Origin of the sequence: Nostoc sp. (assembly GCF_035638895.1) — a bacterium.
Classification (GTDB): Bacteria; Cyanobacteriota; Cyanobacteriia; order Cyanobacteriales; family Nostocaceae; genus Nostoc.
Genome location: NZ_DASQZC010000285.1, coordinates 1 through 17582 on the forward strand (window position 1 = coordinate 1; position 17582 = coordinate 17582).

Sequence of the window (17582 nt, forward strand, 5' to 3'; positions counted from 1 at the left end):
GGTGTCTGGCTGGGAAACGACAATAATTCCCCTACATCTGGTAGCAGCGCTCAAGCCGCTCAGTTGTGGGGAAATTATATGCGGCGGATTACAAGGTAAAGAATGGGGAGTAGGGAGTAGGGAATTTTACCACTCCCGACTCCCCATTCCCGACTCCCCACCCCAATTACTGATATCCCTGCCAAGGAGCAACTTCCAACGTGCCGCTAGGCCTAAATATTACTTGGAAGTGGGCGAGAGGTTCTTTATTGTTGGGAGCTGCTACATTGGAACCGTAAACCGCGTTGAAAATCTTGGGAAGGGGTGTTTCGCGGAAATAGTCAAAGGCTACTTGGTTGAGTGGTTCATAGTCAGCAATTACACCATCTTTGTTAACTGCTACCCGATATTTCAAATCTCGCGTAAAGGTGGGGGTACCACTCCAGCTTTGGCGAACTGTAGTATAAAGCTTTTGGTTTAAACCTTTGACTATATTAGAGTCAGTAATTTTTGCACCTACTACCTCTGGCGTCCTAGCATATCCTCGCCAAGGGCTAACTTCTAGCACACCTTTTGTAGTAAAAACTACTCGAAATTGAGCGATTGGTTCATTAGAAATGGGAGGGCGGCTAGCTGGATTGTAAAGTACGTTAGGCAGAGGAGTTTGCCCCACTCCTGTATTTGCCTCTTTATTCAATGCTTTATAACCAATGATCGCTCCATCCGCAGCTACACCCAGACGATAGATCAAATCCTGTTGTAATTCTGAGCGATTAGTCCAAACTGGATGAATTTGGTTGTAAACTTGACGATTTAATGAACGCAACTGGGATGGATCGGTAATTTCTGGAACTGTATTTAAAAGTGCTTCTAAATCTTTAACTGGCGGCTTTGTATTAGCTGTGGGTGTTCGTGTAGGCGTTGCAGCAGCTGATGCTGGAGCAGCGATATTGTTTGTTGGAGAGCTAGTTTGCTCATCTGGTTTAGGCTGCGGTGGACGCATTTGGGGAGGTGGAATCAAGTTAAAGGCGATCGCTGCTACTGCTAAACTTGACACACCCACAGCAGCAGGAACAGCCTGTCTAATTACAGCCTGACTAGCACCGCCATAGCGTCTGGTAACTGGTTGTAGTTCTAAAGAAAGTTCAGGTAAAGTTTGGGTATCAGCAAAAAACTGATCCACTGCTTCAACTAAATCAAACAACTGTACTGTATTTAAATCTATTTCGATAGGCGGACGTTTGGAATTGTTAGAGTTATCGAACCCCTCTGGAGCGCCTTCTGAATATATAATTAACCTATGTCGGTTGCCGTCAATTTTCCGAAACTCTACTAGTTCCGATTCCTGGTTGTGTGCCTGCGGATTTGGTACACTACTTAAAAATTCTTGGGCATAGCCACTAACAGCTCTCACCAAACTTTCAAAAAATTCCCGCCCTCCCGTTAGCGGTTGGTTGTAACCAGATAAATAACATTCTGCATTTACCAATATTGATAATTCCGGGCGCATTTCCTGGAAGTGTGCAGCCCTAGTGACATCACTTAACCCTTCTAAAAGCAGTGTACAATTAGGCAAACTGTACTTACGTTGAATATTCATTCCACTTCACCGTCAAAAAGACTAATCCAGAATCGCTGCATTCCAGCTGTACCAGTACAAAATAGTAATTGTCCTAACAAATTTATAGCTAGCTCATCTAATTTTGCATCAGAAGTTAATGCCAGGACACCAGAACGTCGAGCATTCATCCGGCTCTTAAAATGCGCTCTAAACCGCTCTAGGTAATTAGATAGGCGCAAATTCTGTTCTAATGGAATTTGCTTTTCTTCCATTTGTTGACAGATCATTAGTAACTGGCGAATCACAACAGTTAAACGCCGGGCTATGTGGCAAGCAATGACCACCAGAGCTTTTGCTTCCATGATACTTAAGGGACGGCGCATGTGCGCTCTTCGTAGCGGATTAGAGCTACGCATCCGCCATAAATTCACCCTGTCTTTAACAATTCCTTTTAGATCCAACTCTTGAGCAAAAGTTAGGATTGCTTCCGAACCACCAAGCTCTAAAGCTTCAATTGCCAGTAAAATCAGGTCAATTTGCAACCGGGTTCTGCGAGGACACGTTTTAGAAGCGATCGCAGGATCTGGCAAAGTGTCCAGAACCATCGGCAGTGAATCTTGAGTTGGACTGTTGAACGGCGTTAAACTTGCTGACACATTCATCCTATAAATACCTTATGCGGTTCCAACAGACTAGATAAAACAAATTTAAGATCGGTAGCCAAGACTTGAGCATTAGACTTGTAGCAGTAGCATGACTGACTACCTGATATATACATTACTTAACTCTTTCTACTCAAAGTTTTCCCTATATTGAAATCAAAATTTTAAAACATAACTTAATTAACCTCATTTATTTAGTGCAATACCTCTTATAGCTTGATTTAGATTCTAATTATCGTCAATAAAGGGCGAAGCTTCAGCCTCGACCCCCAGCGTATGACATTATAGTGTACGATTTTTCAGGTATCTGAAATTTGGCATTTGGCATTGGGCATTGGGCATTGATTATTAATTCTTCTCCCTCATCTCCCATTCCCACTCCCCACTCCCCACTCCCCACTCCCTACTCCCCATTTTATGGATTTAAAGTCTCTCGTTCGTGACATCCCAGATTTCCCTAAACCCGGAATTTTATTTCGGGATATTACTACCCTGCTGCGCGATCCAGAGGGACTGCGCTACACTATTGACTTTCTAGCACAAAAATGCAACGAAGCTGGGATAACGGTGGATTATGTAATTGGTATAGAGTCGAGGGGATTTATTTTTGGTTCGCCTCTGGCTTATAAAATAGGAGCTGGCTTTATTCCCGTCCGTAAAAAAGGTAAGTTACCAGCAGCCGTTCATTCAATTGAATATGAACTAGAGTATGGTATGGACTGCCTAGAAGTGCATCAAGACGGTTTACACCAAGGTAGCCGAATTTTAATTGTGGACGATTTAATTGCCACAGGTGGAACTGCTAGTGCAACAGCAAAGTTAGTGCAGAAGATTGGCTGCGAACTAGTAGGATTTGGGTTTATTATCGAGCTACGGGATTTAGAAGGGCGTAAATATCTGCCGGACGTGCCGATTATCTCTCTAATTGAATATTAGTTATTTGTCATTGGTCATTAGCAAAAGACAAATGACCAATGACAGATAACAAAGGACAAAGGACAAAGGACAAATGACATCTACGAGAATTTCATTGGAGACAGGTCGGGATTGGCTAATAAGGCTAGTCACGAGCGAAACTTTTGTTTATGTGGGAAAGCGGGTATTGCAGGCACTACTTACTTTGTTGTTGGCGTCAGCATTATCGTTTTTCATTATTCAACTTGCTCCAGGAGATTATGTAGATACGCTGCGGCAAAACCCGAAGATATCGCCAGAAAGAATTGAAGAAATCAAGCGGCAGTTTGGTTTGGATAAGTCTTGGCCAGAACAATTTGGGCTGTGGCTATGGCGAATATTGACAAAAGGGGATTTTGGTACGAGTTTTATTTATCAACGTTCAGTAGCATCGCTGTTGTGGGAACGAGTACCAGCGACTTTGCTATTAGCGATCGCATCTTTAATTGTCACATGGGCGATCGCCATCCCTCTGGGAATCTTTGCTGCTGTTAACCAAAATAAGCTATCAGACCGGGTTTTACAGGTAATTAGCTATGCCGGACAAGGCTTTCCCAGTTTCATCACTGCCTTAGCGTTGCTGGTTTTCGCCCAAATCACCTCCCCCTTCTTCCCAGTGGGTAGCATGACTAGCATTAATCACTCAGAACTGTCGTGGTTTGGCAGAATCTTAGATATCGGCTGGCACATGATTTTACCGACGATAGCGCTCTCAATTACTAGTTTTGCTGGTTTACAACGCATCACTCGCGGCGAATTATTGGATGTGCTGCGTCAAGATTACATCCAAACGGCTCGTGCCAAAGGACTGCCAGAAAATCGCGTTATCTACGTTCATGCACTCCGCAATGCGATAAATCCCTTGATTACCTTATTGGGTTTTGAATTGGCTGGTTTATTAAGCGGTGCCTTCATTGCCGAATTCTTCTTCAACTGGCCAGGTTTAGGAAGGTTGAGCTTACAGGCTGTATTAGCTCAAGATTTATATTTATTAATGGCAAGCTTGATAATGAGCGCAGTGTTGCTGATTGCTGGTAATTTAATCGCCGATTTAATGTTAAAAGCCGCCGATCCACGCATTCGCCTAGAAAATCTCAATTAGTCATTTGTCATTAGTTATTCGGCATTGGTTATTAATCTTCTGCCCCTGCCTCCCCTGCTCCCCCACTCTCCCCATCCCCATCTCCATGCTGTCCGAAGTCTATTACTTGGTGCGCTCAAAAACTGACGGTAATTATCTCATAGCTCGTCCTGACACCGAAACATCAGGTTATTTATTGCTGTTTCAGGAAAATTTTGATGCCCTTAGCTATCTCAACACCCATGCAGCAGAAGTTGCAAATCGCTTTTCTGTGGAATCTATTCCACGTACACAGTTAGGAAACTTGCTCAAACGCTGGGGTTTTAGCGGTGTGGGTATTGTGACTGACCCATTATTGCCCAAGGTCGAGTTTTTGCAACACAATTAAGCCAATCATGTGAACTTATGTTAAGTAAATAACGATGCGATCGCACAATTAAAATCAGGCAATATGGGTGAGTTCAACTCATCACCATTGAACAACGTAACAACTAACTTTAAACTCGCTTGTTCGCGTCGATAAACTTCCACCTGTTGCTTGCGCCAATCCACAATCCAATATTCCCTAACACCTCTTGCTGAGTAAAGCTTTAATTTAAGTTCTCTATCTCGCTTTTCATTTTCAATACCAGCAGACAGCACCTCTACTACCAGTTCTGGCGCACCAGTCAAATGCCCCGCCTCGTCTAAAAGTAGGGGCAATCTCTCATTGCTAGCCCAGACAACATCGGGAATAACATTATCATTATCCCCAAAAATTATTCCTGGAGCAGTCACAACTTCTCCCAAAGCACTAATCTGTGACCAATTATCCAAAGAAGTGCTAATTCTGACACAACTTTTTTGATGATTCCAGTGGGGCGCTCTGGTCACAAACAATTCTCCGTCAATAATTTCATAGCGGTTTCCGTTATCTGGAAACAACTCTAAATCGGCGGTAGTCCAGCGCACTCTCTCAGATATCGGCTGGTTCATAAACCATCTTTGTTAGGGGATTTACCTATTTTAGACGGATTGGGCATGGGGCATTGGGAAGAGGCAGAGGAGCAGGGAGCAGAGGGGAAAGAGTTAATTTTTTATTCTCCCTCTCATCTCCCCACTCCCTACACCACTACCTTTTCTAAACTCAACTTAGAACGCTTCACTTGTTCAGGAATCGCTACGGGATAATCTCCAGTAAAGCAGGCAGAGCAGAAACTATTGGTGTCTTCTCGTGTTGCTTCTAGCATTCCTTCCCAACTGAGATAGGCGAGGCTGTCTACTTCCAGTTGCTTGGCAATTTCCGCTACTGACTTGGTAGCAGCAATCAACTGATCTTGAGAATCGGTATCGATACCATAGAAGCAAGGATGAGTTACTGGCGGGGAAGAAATTCGCATGTGTACTTCTACTGCACCAGCTTCACGCAAAGTTTTGACTAGTTTACGGCTGGTAGTACCCCGCACAATCGAGTCATCAACAATAATTACTCGTTTACCCGCCAGCACATCTTTGAGGGGGTTGAGTTTCATCCGAATACCTGACTCGCGCATGGTTTGGGTTGGCTGAATAAAGGTTCGTCCAACATAGCGATTTTTAATCAGTCCTTCGCCGTAAGCTACGCCAGAAGCTTGGGAAAATCCGATCGCAGCAGGGATACCAGAATCAGGAACACCAAAGACAATATCGGCATCTACAAAGGATTCTTTAGCTAGTTGATGTCCTAAGCGCATCCGATAGCTGTACAAACTCTCGTTGTGCATGACGCTATCAGGACGAGCAAAGTAAATCATCTCAAAGATACACAGTTTCCTCTGGGTCTTTTGGCTCCAATGATAGGAAGCTAAACCTTCTTCAGTAATCCAAACTAATTCACCTGGTTCTACATCTCGCAGGTATTCGGCTCCAATGATGTCTAAGCCACAAGTCTCTGAAGCCAAAACGTAACGGACTGGATTACCAGCCAATGTGCCAATTACTAGAGGGCGAATGCCATTAGTGTCCCGAACACCCATAACGCCGTTAGGAGTGCCAATAACTAAACTAAAGGCTCCTTGGCAACGATGGAATGCCTGAATTGAACCTTCTAGCCAATCTGCACCAGCGTTGATGGCTTCTGCGATCGCAAAAGCGATCATTTCTGAGTCTGTTGTCGTGACTAAGTTGTATTGTTTCTCAATCAACTCTTGACGTAATTTTACTGTATTGACTAAATTACCATTGTGTGCTAAAGCTAATGAACCTAAGCGAGTTTCTAGTACTGCGGGTTGGGCATTAACTTTGCGGCTAGAACCTGTGGTTGAATAACGAGTGTGACCAACAGCAAGGTTCCCAGGCAACTGATCCAAGATGGATTCATTAAAGACTTGAGACACCAAGCCCATATCTTTATGGAGGTGGACTTGTGTACCCTCAAAGGTGGCAATACCAGCTGATTCTTGACCCCGATGCTGGAGTGCATACAATCCAAAGTAGGTCAGTTTAGCAACGTTTTCTCCTGGTGCGTAGATGCCAAAAACACCACAAGCTTCTTCTGGCTTGTCAGGCTGATTTTCATGACTATTAATTGGGTTGTTGGTCTGGTCGGGGTATTCATCCGAAGTGACAGAATGAATCGAAATCATGCTAGCTTTGCTCCTGGTGGGGGGGTCAAGTCACTGGGATTATGTCTATAGATAGTTGTAGCTTTCTTAATAAAATTTTAACCATCTATTAAAACAGTACCGTAATTATGATCAGAGACGCTACTAAAAGAGTTAGAAGTTAGGAGTGAGGAGTTAGGGATTATGCTGTTTATTCCTAACCCCTGACTTGTTTAACTGGGGTTAGTGGTATGGATGGCAAGACGCCTAGCGATCGCGTGGAAATAGCGATCGTTCATATCTTCGATCCTAACTTTGATTAAGGCTTGGTTATCAGTAGTGAAAACCCCCAAGCCCGTCTCATAATTATGAACTGTGCCCAGTTTTTGCCACTCTTGACCCAGATGTTCCTGTAAATATGATTCCCAAATTTCTTGTTGTTCTGATGCCACAGATACAAAAATCCTGGCACCACCTTCGGCAAACAACACCTCATCAAGGCGAGGCAGCGCCTGGGTTGGTGCTATTCCTAAATTGATTTCGGCACCAAGATTGCCAGAAATACAACATTCTGCTATTGCGATCGCTAATCCCCCCTCAGCAGAATCGTGGGCTGAACGTACCCAACCATTACGAATTCCTTCACGACAAACTTTCTGGACGCGACGTTCTAAGTCAAAATCTACCTGTGGCGGTTTTCCGGCAAGAGTACCGTGGATTGTGGCTAAATACTCCGATGCTCCCAAACTGATTTTGGATGCCACAGGCAATCCGAGAAGATAAATCACATCGCCGACTGCTTGCCAACCTTGACCACAAATTTTGGTGATATCGGGAATCAAGCCCACCATCCCCACTACTGGCGTGGGATAAATGGGTTGTGGAATACCTTGAGCATCAAAAGTTTCATTGTATAAAGAGACATTCCCGCCTGTGACGGGTGTTGCCAATTCTCGACAACCTTCTGCCAAACCACGACAAGCTTCTGCTAATTGCCAGTAACCAATCGGTTTTTCTGGAGAGCCAAAATTTAGGTTATCTGTCACCGCCAGAGGTTCTGCACCCACACAGCTAAGATTGCGTGCGGCTTCTGCCACCACTGCCTTAGCTCCTTCGTAGGGATCAAGATAAACATAACGAGGATTGCAATCTACCGTCGCCGCCACTCCTGATTTTAGATTTGGGATTTGGGATTTTAGATTGGGGATTTGTTCTAGGGGGCGCAAACGGATCACAGCCGCATCTGCACCGCCTGGTAATATTACTGTATTATTTTGTACTTGATGGTCATACTGACGATATACCCAGTTTTTAGATGCGATCGTAGGTGTATCGAGCAAAGTTAACAGAATATCATTCCAACTTTGCACGCCTTCTTGGAGTTGTATTCCAGCAGTTGTGCAAGGAGGTAGGGAATCAGGTGTCCATTCCCAAGCTAGACGCGCATACTCTGGCGGTTCTGTCAACAAGTCCCGCTCATATAGTGGGGTATTTTCCGCCAAAGCCTCGGCGGGAATTTCTGCTGCAACTTCACCTTGAAAGAGAATCCGCACGATGGGTTCAGCGATGACAGTACCAGCGACAACGGCTTGAAGTCCCCAACGGTGAAAAATCTCGATTAATTCCTGCTCACGCCCTTTGTGGGCAACGAAGAGCATCCGTTCTTGAGATTCCGAAAGCAAATATTCATAAGGAACCATCCCCCTTTCTCTTGCGGGAATTTTATCCAAATCTAGTTCAATTCCCACACCGCCTTTTGCTGCCATTTCTGAAGTAGAACAGGTGATACCGGCTGCTCCCATATCCTGGGCGGCGACAACTGCACCTGTCTTAAAAGCTTCCAGACAAGCTTCAATTAACGACTTTTCCAAAAATGGATCGCCCACTTGCACAGCAGGGCGATCGTCTATTGACTGATCACTCAATTCTGCACTGGCAAAACTTGCGCCTCCCATACCATCGCGCCCAGTAGTAGAACCAACATAAAGCACGGGGTTGCCTAAGCCAGATGCTCCAGATTTGACGATTTCTGATGTTTCCATTAATCCTAGTGCCATAACGTTCACCAGGGGATTACCAGAATAAGCCGGGTCAAAATACACTTCGCCACCAATGGTGGGTACTCCAACGCAATTACCATAATGTGAAATTCCCGCCACTACCCCTTGGAACAGCCTTTGAGTTTTGGCATCTTCTAAGGAACCGAAGCGCAGCGAATTTAATAGAGCAATGGGACGCGCACCCATTGTAAAAATATCTCTGAGAATACCACCTACTCCAGTTGCTGCACCTTGAAATGGTTCTACAGCTGATGGGTGATTGTGGGATTCAATCTTAAAAGCTAGTTGGAGTCCGTCGCCCAAATCTACAACACCAGCATTTTCACCAGGCCCCACGAGGATGCGGGGCCCCTCAGTGGGAAATTGTTTGAGTAGAGGTCGAGAATTTTTGTAACAGCAATGCTCTGACCACATCACGCCAAACATTCCCAGTTCAGCTTTGTTAGGATGACGCCCTAACCGACGGACAATTTCTGCGTATTCTTCTGGTTTAAGACCTTCAGCAGCGATTTCTTGAGGGGAGAAAGCAGGAGATGTGGCGGTCATGGAAATAATGCACCAATTGTACAGAGCATTATTCTATCGATTTACATGCACTGTAGGTTCAGTTCTAGGATAGTTCGTGGTTAAATCCTAAAGATTAATTAAATAAATAGATTTACTCAATAAATATTCGTAATACGTCTAAAGATAAATGTATTAAATACCAAAATAGTGGTAATTTTACTGAGAATTATGGACAGGCTACAGCAACAATTGGTGGTACTGCATACGGCATTTATGGACAAGGAATCATCAAGACTGGCGATGGAAATGACTCTGTAATCGCCACCAGTATCTTAGATGGAGTTCAACAAAAAGTCTCTATCGGTGGCGGCATCAGCATTGATTTGGGCGCTGGGGATGACTACTTCAAAGGCTTTGGGCAAGCAACTGTTGATGGCGGGGACGGTTTTGATACCCTCGATCTAAGAGCTTTCAATCGCTCTCAACTGCTGGTATCTGGTGTGATTTCTGGCAATATCCTTAAAAGTGCCAACATCATTTTCAACAACAATGAAAACTCCATTAGCTTATCTACCACTGGCTTTGAGAAATTTGTCTTTGCAGATAGCTCTTTCTACTACACTACTTTGGCAAACGGGGCATAGATTAATACGCTTGGGTTAAGCATTTCTTCCTTCTCTTTGCGTCCTTCTCTAACGAGACGCTACGCGATGGCGTCCTTGGCGGTTCGTTAAAAAAATTGACTTTGACAAACGGTTTTAGCCTTAATTCAAGCGTATTGGGGCATAGATTTGTTAATTCCTCTCTCTCGTGTTTTAACCTTTGGAGAAAGTTGAAGTATAGAGCTAATCATTTTACTGAACTTAAAGGGCAAGAATCAATCATGAAAATGCACTCTAGGGGACAGAAAATTATTCTATCGATTTACTTGCCTTGAACATGCAGTTCTAGAAATGCAGATAATTCTTCTTTGGATATTTATTTTTGGACTACTTGAATCACCAAGTTGTAACCTTGCTCTTGCGATAAGTTCAAACTGTAGCCGTTAAAGGTTATGAAGGTATCCATAACCGCAAATGCAGTGCGTTTGTTGCCATCTATAAACGGATGGTTCATCGCTAAATGGTAGAGGTATGCTGCTGCTTGCTCGTGAATTGTAGGATTGAGAAGTTCGCCGCCAAAAGTAGCTTGAGGTTGTGCCAATGCTGAATCTAGCAAACCTTCGTCTCTGACACCAGATGTTCCACCAAAGCTGTTTATCTCATCTTGGTGAATGTCTAGGACTTGAGAAATAGAAAGAAATCTAGGAGTCTGCAAGGCGACGATAAACCTCTTGCCATTTCTGTTTAGAAGCTAAATAAGCCTGCCATACCTCTTCATCTGAGGCAATCTGATTTGAGGCAGTATTTTCTAACTTGTCTTCATTTTGTTCAATCTTGCAGAAAGATTGGGCAAAATCAGGAATGTTTAATAATACTTTTTCAGTAACTTCATTTTCTTCTGTTTCTTGCAAATAAGCCAGAAACGCAACTGCTAATCGCAACTTTTCAAGAGAAAGTTGACGCAAACGGTTTTCGGCTTCTGATAAATAAGTGCTGTGCTTTTGTTCTGTTGCCATCGTTACACCCAAGCTAAATTTGTTGCCAGTTATGAATCAGTTTTATTGCTAACTCTAGCTTATCGCGCTATTGTGATTTACTCAATGAAGGCAACTGCAAAAACACTTAATTTCCTAGCCAATTAAGCTTAAATTTGATAATTTGAGTAATTTTACTATTATCAAAAATAAAAGCTTGTTTTTAAAAATAAGATTAACTAAATGTAACATTATTGAAGTAGTAAATGAATTTTCCTATAATCTTTATTCAGGTTTCTCACAGTCCTAATCCATTGGAATGGAGTATTATTATTGCTATAGTCGGCACAGTTTCAGTTGGTTCGGGTATAGCTGCTACTGGGATTGTTTCTATTGCAAGTACAGTAATAACAATGCTTATAGCAGGAGCTAGTATGGAGGCGATATCAGCAGCAGTAGGAGCAATGCTTAATACAATTGGTGCAACCACCGCATCATTAGAATTAGTAGCTGTGTTGGTGAATGGCGTTAAAAATATTTTGGGATGCTAATTCATTTATTTATGTTGCAAAGCGCGATGCCTACGGCGGCAAGCTACGCACTTCTACTTTTGTGTAAATTTAAGCGCGATATTTAAAGATAACTTAAGTAAATAAGATTTGTGCAATTTTTGACACTATAATTTGCGGATATCTACTGGTATTCAGAAATTATTCGGGTATATGCAGTTTAGTTGTAACAATTATGTGACGAGAATCACACATATCTATGATTAGGATCGTCACTTTGCGATCGCTAACTAGGCATAATTAATGACAACTGAACTCTAGCCGAGTCATTAATAGGGAACACACTTAATAGCCGACAGCCTTTATCAAGGACTGTCGGTTTTTTATGTCCGTATGTCCTTCATCCTTTAAGAAATACCCCATAGTTATACTTAAATAAATTTCCCCACAACTGGTTAGTAACTTGACAGAGATTTAGCCATAGCTACTACCAAATGTGGGGAAGGTATGATCAAATTGGGTATCTTATGCCTATCGAGCGCTTATTGCACTCACTCTAGTAGACCGGAAGTATACTCCTAGAACCAGCACACACTTTGTATTAAGACATCGCTTGAATGATGTAATCAAAGTAAGGTGCTGCTTCGGCAGCGTCTTCTGCACTCAGTAAGCCAAGGGAGGCTGTTTTGAGGGAATTGATCGCTTCTACCATTCCAGGCACGGGAACGCCCAATGAGTTATACATTTCCCGTACACCAATCAAACCAATTTTTTCAATTGGCTCTTTATCGCCGGCAAGCACACCATAAGTAATTAGACGTAAGTACCAGCCAAAATCGCGGATACATAGAGAGCGTTGGCGTTCGCCGTAAGCATTACCTCCGGGGGAGATAAAGTCAGGACGCTTCTGCCAAAGTTGTTTGGTTGCTTCTTGAACTATCTTTTTTTCGTTTTCGGCTAAGGTAGCCGCAATCCGCGTCCGTTGTACGCCGGTTTCCAAAAAGTCTTTGATGTTTTTAAGTTCGCCACTGCTGGGATAACGCAGTTCGTCGTCGGCTTTGAGAATAACTTGGCTAATTACAGTCATGATTATTGAAATCACCTGAAATATTATCTGTTAGTTTAACGAGTTGGAGGTACACAAGTGAAGAGATAGGAGCTACTTATGTATTGAATTTATCTATTTAGGGAGTGGGGAGTGGGGAGTGGGGAGAGCAGGGAAGGCAGGGGGAGCAGGGGGAGCAGGGGAGGCAGGGGAAGAAGAATTATGAATAACTAATGTCCAATGCCCCATGTCCAATAACAAATGACTAATGACTAATGACTAAAATAATTTGGCAACAGGGTGAATTAATTGAAGTGACGATCGCTAATGTGAGTGATACAGGTGATGGTGTGGGACGCGCTGATGAGCGTGTAGTGTTTGTCCCAGATACTGTACCAGGCGATCGCGCTATTGTCCGCTTGGTACATGTTAAACCAAAATACGGCCACGGGAAGCTCCAGGAGCTATTGGAACCATCTCCTCACCGTATCCGACCTAGTTGTATTGTGGCGGATAAGTGCGGTGGTTGCCAGTGGCAGCATATTAATTATGATTACCAGCTAGTAGCCAAGCAAAATCAAGTTATCCAAGCTTTGGAGCGCATTGGCGGTTTTGTCCAACCACCGGTAGATCCCGTACTCGCTGCCGCTTCTGCTTTAGGCTACCGTAATAAATCTACATATCCTCTGGGTATATCGGCAACGGGACAGGTACAAGCTGGTTACTACCAAAAAGGTAGTCACCAATTAATTAATTTAAATCAATGTCCAGTTCAAGATTCACGATTAAATCCCTTACTTGCCGAAGTTAAGCAGGATATTCAACAACAAGGTTGGCGAATCTATGACGAACAGCGCCATCTTGGGCAAATTCGCCATCTTGGTTTACGCATTGGCCGACACACCGGAGAAATGTTGCTGACTTTGGTGGTGAAAGACTGGAATTTATCAGGAATTGAAACCCAAGCGCAGGAATGGTTAAAGCGTTATCCCCAGTTAGTAGGAGTGTCGCTCAACCGCAATAGCGATCGCACAAATGCTATCTTTGGATCAGAAACCCGTTGCATCGCTGGAGTCCCACACCTGCGTGAAAATTTTGCTGGACTGGAATTTCAAGTGCGCCCAGATACATTTTTCCAAGTGTATACAGAAACAGCAGAGGCACTATTGCAGGTAATTGAATCAGAACTCAATCTTCAAGGGCATGAGTTGCTAGTTGATGCCTACTGTGGTATTGGGACTTTAACTTTACCACTCGCCAAAAAAGTACGGATTGCTACAGGATTAGAAGTGCAACCAGCAGCAGTAGAACAAGCTATTTTGAATGCCCACCGCAACGGAATTGATAATGTGACATTCCAAGTCGGAGCAGTAGAGAAATTGCTTCCAAAAATGGGCACAATACCAGAAGTAGTAATACTCGATCCGCCACGTAAGGGGTGCGATCGCGCTGTCATTGACACTTTACGGCAATTGAAACCATCTCGGATCGTTTACGTCAGTTGTAAAGTAGCCACACTTGCCCGCGATCTGAAATTGCTTTGTCAAGATGGGCAATATACTATCACACGGGTACAACCTGCTGATTTTTTTCCTCAAACGGCTCATGTTGAAGCTGCCGCCTTTCTTGCGCTATCAGATTTGCACAAGGATAGTAATTCCTTTACAAAAACTGAAATTTGAAATTTTTAGTTTAGTGCATACTAAAGATGCTAAAATTGAATTAAGGCAAAAATAAAAATTCATTTTGTTTAAATAAATTCAAGCTGCATAGGTTCTTAAAAATATGAATTGGATTGTGTAGATGACGAATCGGCAATTAACTAGAGTATGCCAATACTCCGTCAAATTAGTAGCATCTTTTTAAGTTGCTGAATTCATTATCAAAAGTATTACTGCCGTTATCTATCTAAACAATCCCAACTCATACTATAGAGCTAATGCTCCCTAGCATTTTCAAAATTTAGTTTTAAAGACGCAAGTTTGAAGGCAGCATGACCACCTCAATTTTATCAGGGTGCCTGTAATAGCAAACTGATGTCTAGCTAACTGAAAGCTATGGGGTTTCTCTTGTGATTACAATTTCACTCCGTCCAGTTGCACGTTATTGGGGCACTATTAGTTTTGCCTCAACCCTCTACCTTTGTCCAATATTAGATTTACTGTTGGCAGAAATCCCATCAAAGTTACAAGCAGAACTGCGGCTAGGACTTCAAGAAGCCCTAGTAAACGCAGCTAAACATGGCAATAATCTTGATCCAAGTAAAACAGTTGTAGTCCGTTTTTCCTTAATAGATAATCAATATTGGTGGATAATATCAGACCAGGGTAGCGGTTTTACTCCTTCATCTACTAATGAAGAAGAACCAACAGACTATTTACCACCCGATGAGTCAGAAAATGGTCGTGGTTTATGTCTTCTGCATCAAATCTTTGATCAGGTAGAGTGGAACCGCAAAGGCACAGAATTGAGACTTTGTAAACAAATGGAAACTCGCCGGGGACTATCTCTGCGACGATAATAGGGGAATGGTGAGTGGGGAGTGGGGAAAGTTCTTATTTTTTTGATTTTTTTATTCCCTACTCCCTACTCCCTACTCCCTACTCCCTACTTCCCATGAGTCGGACAGGGAGGCGCAGAAATAGAGCGATCTAACCAACCAATTGCCTGTTCTAATCTAGCTTGAGCTTCTTGTGGCTGATTCTTTAAAAGATACACAATAGCTGCTGCCACTTGTTCATTAGCGCGGGAATTGCGGTTAGACTTGAGACGATGCCAATCGTTAGGGGAAATGCTCAGTCTTTCCATGAGGGCTTGAGCTAGTTCCAGAGTACTAAGTTCATTCAGTTGACTGGTTTTCGGCAGCTGGGTAGATTGGGACATAACTATTGGCACATTTATTTGCATTTACTTCTACTTTACTACTTGTAAATGAAGCCGCCTAAACAATCACAGCCGTCAGCAGAAAATCTCGAACCAGATTTTGAACAAGAACTAGAGGAAGTAGAGCGATCGCTCCTATCCTTAAAAGAACGTTACGATCAAGTACAACGCGATCGCCAACAACAGGCACAATGGCAACAGCGCCGGGATCAACTAAAGCATAATAAATCTCAGACACCAGAAATCAAAGCAGAGTTACGGCACATTCAACAGCAGTTGGAAAGGCTAGAACTAAACTTAGAAAGCCAGTTATTTTCTTGGCGTAGCCTCAAAAAACCTTTCTGGCAAGTCGTCCGCTTTGGTGGAATGGGCGTTATCATAGGCTGGATATTAAAGTCTTATGCTGGGTAATGCCAATTTTGGATTTTGGATTGGGTTAACGCGTTAAGATTCTTTAATATCTGTACTCCCTACGTTGACGAAATATAAGTTATAAAATATGGCAAATCGACGGATTGCAGAAATATTGCGAAGTGGTCAACCTGATGAGTCCCTCCAAGTGCAAGGCTGGGTGCGGACGAAACGCGAGTCCAAAGGGTTTGCTTTTATTGAAGTCAATGACGGCTCATCACTAGCTAATTTGCAAGTCGTCATTAATCAGGATTTGCCAGATTATGAAGCTATATTGAAAAAGCTGAATACAGGTGCTGCTGTTGAGGCTACAGGGATACTAGTGGCTTCTCTGGGTAAAGGACAGCGAATTGAGTTGAAAGCCGAGACAGTGAAAGTTTACGGAGAAGCTGATCCCGATACATATCCCCTGCAAAAGAAACGCCATTCCTTTGAGTTTCTGCGAACCATTGGACATTTGCGATCGCGTACTAATTCCTTTGGGGCAGTTTTTCGTGTCAGAAATGCTTGTTCGACAGCAATTCACCAATTTTTCCAACAAAGAGGCTTTTTGTGGGTACATACACCCATCATCACTGCTAGCGACTGCGAAGGCGCGGGTGAACTGTTTAGCGTTACCAGTTTAGATTTAAAGAATATCCCCCGCACAGAAAACCAAGCAGTAGATTACAGCCAAGACTTTTTTGCTAAACCCACATATTTAACAGTAAGCGGCCAGTTAGAAGCGGAAGTGATGGCGATGGCGTTTAGCAATGTCTACACCTTTGGCCCTACCTTCCGTGCAGAAAATTCCAACACCTCCCGCCACCTTGCAGAATTTTGGATGGTTGAGCCAGAAATGGCTTTTTGTGACTTAGAAGGCGATATGGATTTAGCTGAGGCATTTCTCAAACACATTTTTAAATATGTGTTGGAAACTTGCCCAGAAGATATGGAATTTTTCAATGAACGCATTGATAAATCTGTGTTGGCAACAGCCGAAAATATTATTAATAATCAGTTTGAACGGTTAACTTACACAGAAGCCATCAAACTTTTAGAAAAAGCTGATGTTAAATTTGACTATCCTGTGAGTTGGGGTTTAGATTTACAATCAGAACACGAACGCTACCTAGCTGAACAATTATTTAAAAAGCCTGCGATCGTTACAGATTATCCAGCGCAAATCAAAGCTTTTTATATGCGCTTGAACGACGATGAAAAAACCGTCCGCGCAATGGATATTCTCGCACCAAAAATTGGCGAAATTGTTGGCGGTTCTCAGCGCGAAGAACGTTTAGAAGTATTAGAACGCCGAGTGCTAGCGCAGGGGTTAAAGCCAGAAGACTTGTGGTGGTATCTTGATTTGCGTCGTTATGGTACTGTTCCCCACGCTGGTTTTGGACTAGGTTTTGAAAGACTTGTGCAATTTATGACTGGTATGGGAAATATTCGTGATGTGATTCCGTTTCCGCGTACACCACAAAGTGCTGAGTTTTAGTTTAAGAATTTGAAGCCCAGGCGATTAAAAACCGCGTCTACACAAACCAAGTCCGTCTGCGCGGACTAATAAAAATTTTGAAACCCGCATTCGCGGGTTTTGCTTGTATAGGCACCTATACAACAATTTTTGTAACCCTACAGATTGGCTATATTAAATCTACTCAAAAACCACTATACAGCGCTTCCGCCTGTTATAAGGTACACTAGGTTAAAATATAAATACTTTTAAATGAAGTCATACTCTATCGAGCTTCGAGAAAAAATAGTTGCAGCACATATTCAAAAAAATATCTCAATCAGGAAAGTAGCTA

18 protein-coding genes are annotated in these 17582 nt (G+C 43.0%); 9 read left to right on the forward strand and 9 right to left on the reverse strand.

Annotation, left to right across the window (positions count from 1 at the left end; translation table 11 throughout):
• Positions 1-166 precede the first annotated feature (166 nt).
• Both VE944_RS13590 and VE944_RS13595 read right to left on the reverse strand, forming a co-directional pair.
• Positions 167-1579: a DUF4335 domain-containing protein gene (locus VE944_RS13590; protein ID WP_324977799.1), complete on the reverse strand. Its 1413-nt coding sequence runs from the start codon at positions 1577-1579 to the stop codon at positions 167-169.
• Entirely contained in the window at positions 1576-2202 is a 627-nt protein-coding gene (locus VE944_RS13595) for a DUF3038 domain-containing protein (RefSeq protein ID WP_324977801.1), read from the reverse strand. Before VE944_RS13595 ends, VE944_RS13590 begins: the two co-directional genes overlap by 4 nt.
• 417 nt (positions 2203-2619) lie before the next feature.
• On the opposite strand from VE944_RS13595, the gene VE944_RS13600 reads away from it, so the two are divergent.
• The 3 genes from VE944_RS13600 to VE944_RS13610 all read left to right on the forward strand — a co-directional run bounded on the left by VE944_RS13600 (position 2620) and on the right by VE944_RS13610 (position 4625).
• A complete protein-coding gene (locus VE944_RS13600) occupies positions 2620-3138 on the forward strand; it encodes an adenine phosphoribosyltransferase (RefSeq protein WP_324977803.1) in 519 nt (172 codons plus the stop codon).
• Between the two features lie 73 nt (positions 3139-3211).
• Positions 3212-4258: an ABC transporter permease gene (locus tag VE944_RS13605; protein WP_324977805.1), complete on the forward strand. Its 1047-nt coding sequence runs from the start codon at positions 3212-3214 to the stop codon at positions 4256-4258.
• Positions 4259-4343: 85 nt separating this feature from the next.
• Entirely contained in the window at positions 4344-4625 is a 282-nt protein-coding gene (locus VE944_RS13610; protein WP_324977807.1) for a hypothetical protein, read from the forward strand.
• A gap of 20 nt (positions 4626-4645) precedes the next feature.
• Here VE944_RS13610 and VE944_RS13615 read toward each other — a convergent pair whose 3' ends face one another.
• The 3 genes from VE944_RS13615 to purL all read right to left on the reverse strand — a co-directional run bounded on the left by VE944_RS13615 (position 4646) and on the right by purL (position 9404).
• Positions 4646-5212 (reverse strand): Uma2 family endonuclease, encoded by a 567-nt coding sequence (locus VE944_RS13615; RefSeq protein WP_324977809.1) that lies wholly within the window; start codon positions 5210-5212, stop codon positions 4646-4648.
• 128 nt (positions 5213-5340) lie between these two features.
• Complete coding sequence (gene purF / locus VE944_RS13620) at positions 5341-6840, reverse strand: amidophosphoribosyltransferase (protein WP_324977811.1); 1500 nt, start codon at positions 6838-6840, stop codon at positions 5341-5343.
• A gap of 191 nt (positions 6841-7031) precedes the next feature.
• Positions 7032-9404, reverse strand: a complete 2373-nt coding sequence (gene purL / locus VE944_RS13625; RefSeq protein WP_324977813.1) for a phosphoribosylformylglycinamidine synthase subunit PurL — start codon at positions 9402-9404, stop codon at positions 7032-7034.
• A gap of 344 nt (positions 9405-9748) precedes the next feature.
• Here purL and VE944_RS13630 point away from each other — a divergent pair, with 344 nt between their 5' ends.
• Positions 9749-10009: a hypothetical protein gene (locus tag VE944_RS13630; protein WP_324977815.1), complete on the forward strand. Its 261-nt coding sequence runs from the start codon at positions 9749-9751 to the stop codon at positions 10007-10009.
• Positions 10010-10343: 334 nt separating this feature from the next.
• Here the strand turns inward: VE944_RS13630 and VE944_RS13635 are convergent, their stop codons facing one another.
• Both VE944_RS13635 and VE944_RS13640 read right to left on the reverse strand, forming a co-directional pair.
• A complete protein-coding gene (locus VE944_RS13635) occupies positions 10344-10682 on the reverse strand; it encodes a type II toxin-antitoxin system death-on-curing family toxin (protein ID WP_324977817.1) in 339 nt (112 codons plus the stop codon).
• Complete coding sequence (locus VE944_RS13640) at positions 10669-10983, reverse strand: hypothetical protein (RefSeq protein ID WP_324977819.1); 315 nt, start codon at positions 10981-10983, stop codon at positions 10669-10671. Before VE944_RS13640 ends, VE944_RS13635 begins: the two co-directional genes overlap by 14 nt.
• A 224-nt stretch (positions 10984-11207) precedes the next feature.
• Between VE944_RS13640 and VE944_RS13645 the strand changes: the two genes are divergently transcribed.
• Positions 11208-11492: a hypothetical protein gene (locus tag VE944_RS13645; protein WP_324977821.1), complete on the forward strand. Its 285-nt coding sequence runs from the start codon at positions 11208-11210 to the stop codon at positions 11490-11492.
• Positions 11493-12051: 559 nt separating this feature from the next.
• Here VE944_RS13645 and VE944_RS13650 read toward each other — a convergent pair.
• A complete protein-coding gene (locus VE944_RS13650) occupies positions 12052-12537 on the reverse strand; it encodes an allophycocyanin subunit alpha-B (protein WP_118168483.1) in 486 nt (161 codons plus the stop codon).
• Positions 12538-12770: 233 nt separating this feature from the next.
• On the opposite strand from VE944_RS13650, the gene rlmD reads away from it, so the two are divergent.
• Entirely contained in the window at positions 12771-14177 is a 1407-nt protein-coding gene (rlmD, locus tag VE944_RS13655; protein ID WP_324977825.1) for a 23S rRNA (uracil(1939)-C(5))-methyltransferase RlmD, read from the forward strand.
• A 389-nt stretch (positions 14178-14566) separates the two neighbouring features.
• The gene (locus VE944_RS13660; protein ID WP_229554688.1) at positions 14567-15016 is read left to right on the forward strand and encodes an ATP-binding protein; all 450 of its coding nucleotides are present in this window, start codon (positions 14567-14569) and stop codon (positions 15014-15016) included.
• An 86-nt stretch (positions 15017-15102) separates the two neighbouring features.
• Here the strand turns inward: VE944_RS13660 and VE944_RS13665 are convergent, their stop codons facing one another.
• Positions 15103-15378 carry a DUF6439 family protein gene (locus tag VE944_RS13665; protein WP_041565907.1) on the reverse strand — a complete coding sequence of 92 codons (276 nt, stop codon included), beginning with the start codon at positions 15376-15378 and terminating at the stop codon, positions 15103-15105.
• 48 nt (positions 15379-15426) lie between these two features.
• Here VE944_RS13665 and VE944_RS13670 point away from each other — a divergent pair, with 48 nt between their 5' ends.
• Together VE944_RS13670 and asnS are read left to right on the forward strand one after the other, a co-directional pair.
• A complete protein-coding gene (locus VE944_RS13670) occupies positions 15427-15789 on the forward strand; it encodes a sll0565 family protein (RefSeq protein WP_324977829.1) in 363 nt (120 codons plus the stop codon).
• Positions 15790-15877: 88 nt separating this feature from the next.
• Positions 15878-17269 carry an asparagine--tRNA ligase gene (gene asnS / locus VE944_RS13675; protein ID WP_324977831.1) on the forward strand — a complete coding sequence of 464 codons (1392 nt, stop codon included), beginning with the start codon at positions 15878-15880 and terminating at the stop codon, positions 17267-17269.
• Positions 17270-17582: the final 313 nt, after the last annotated feature.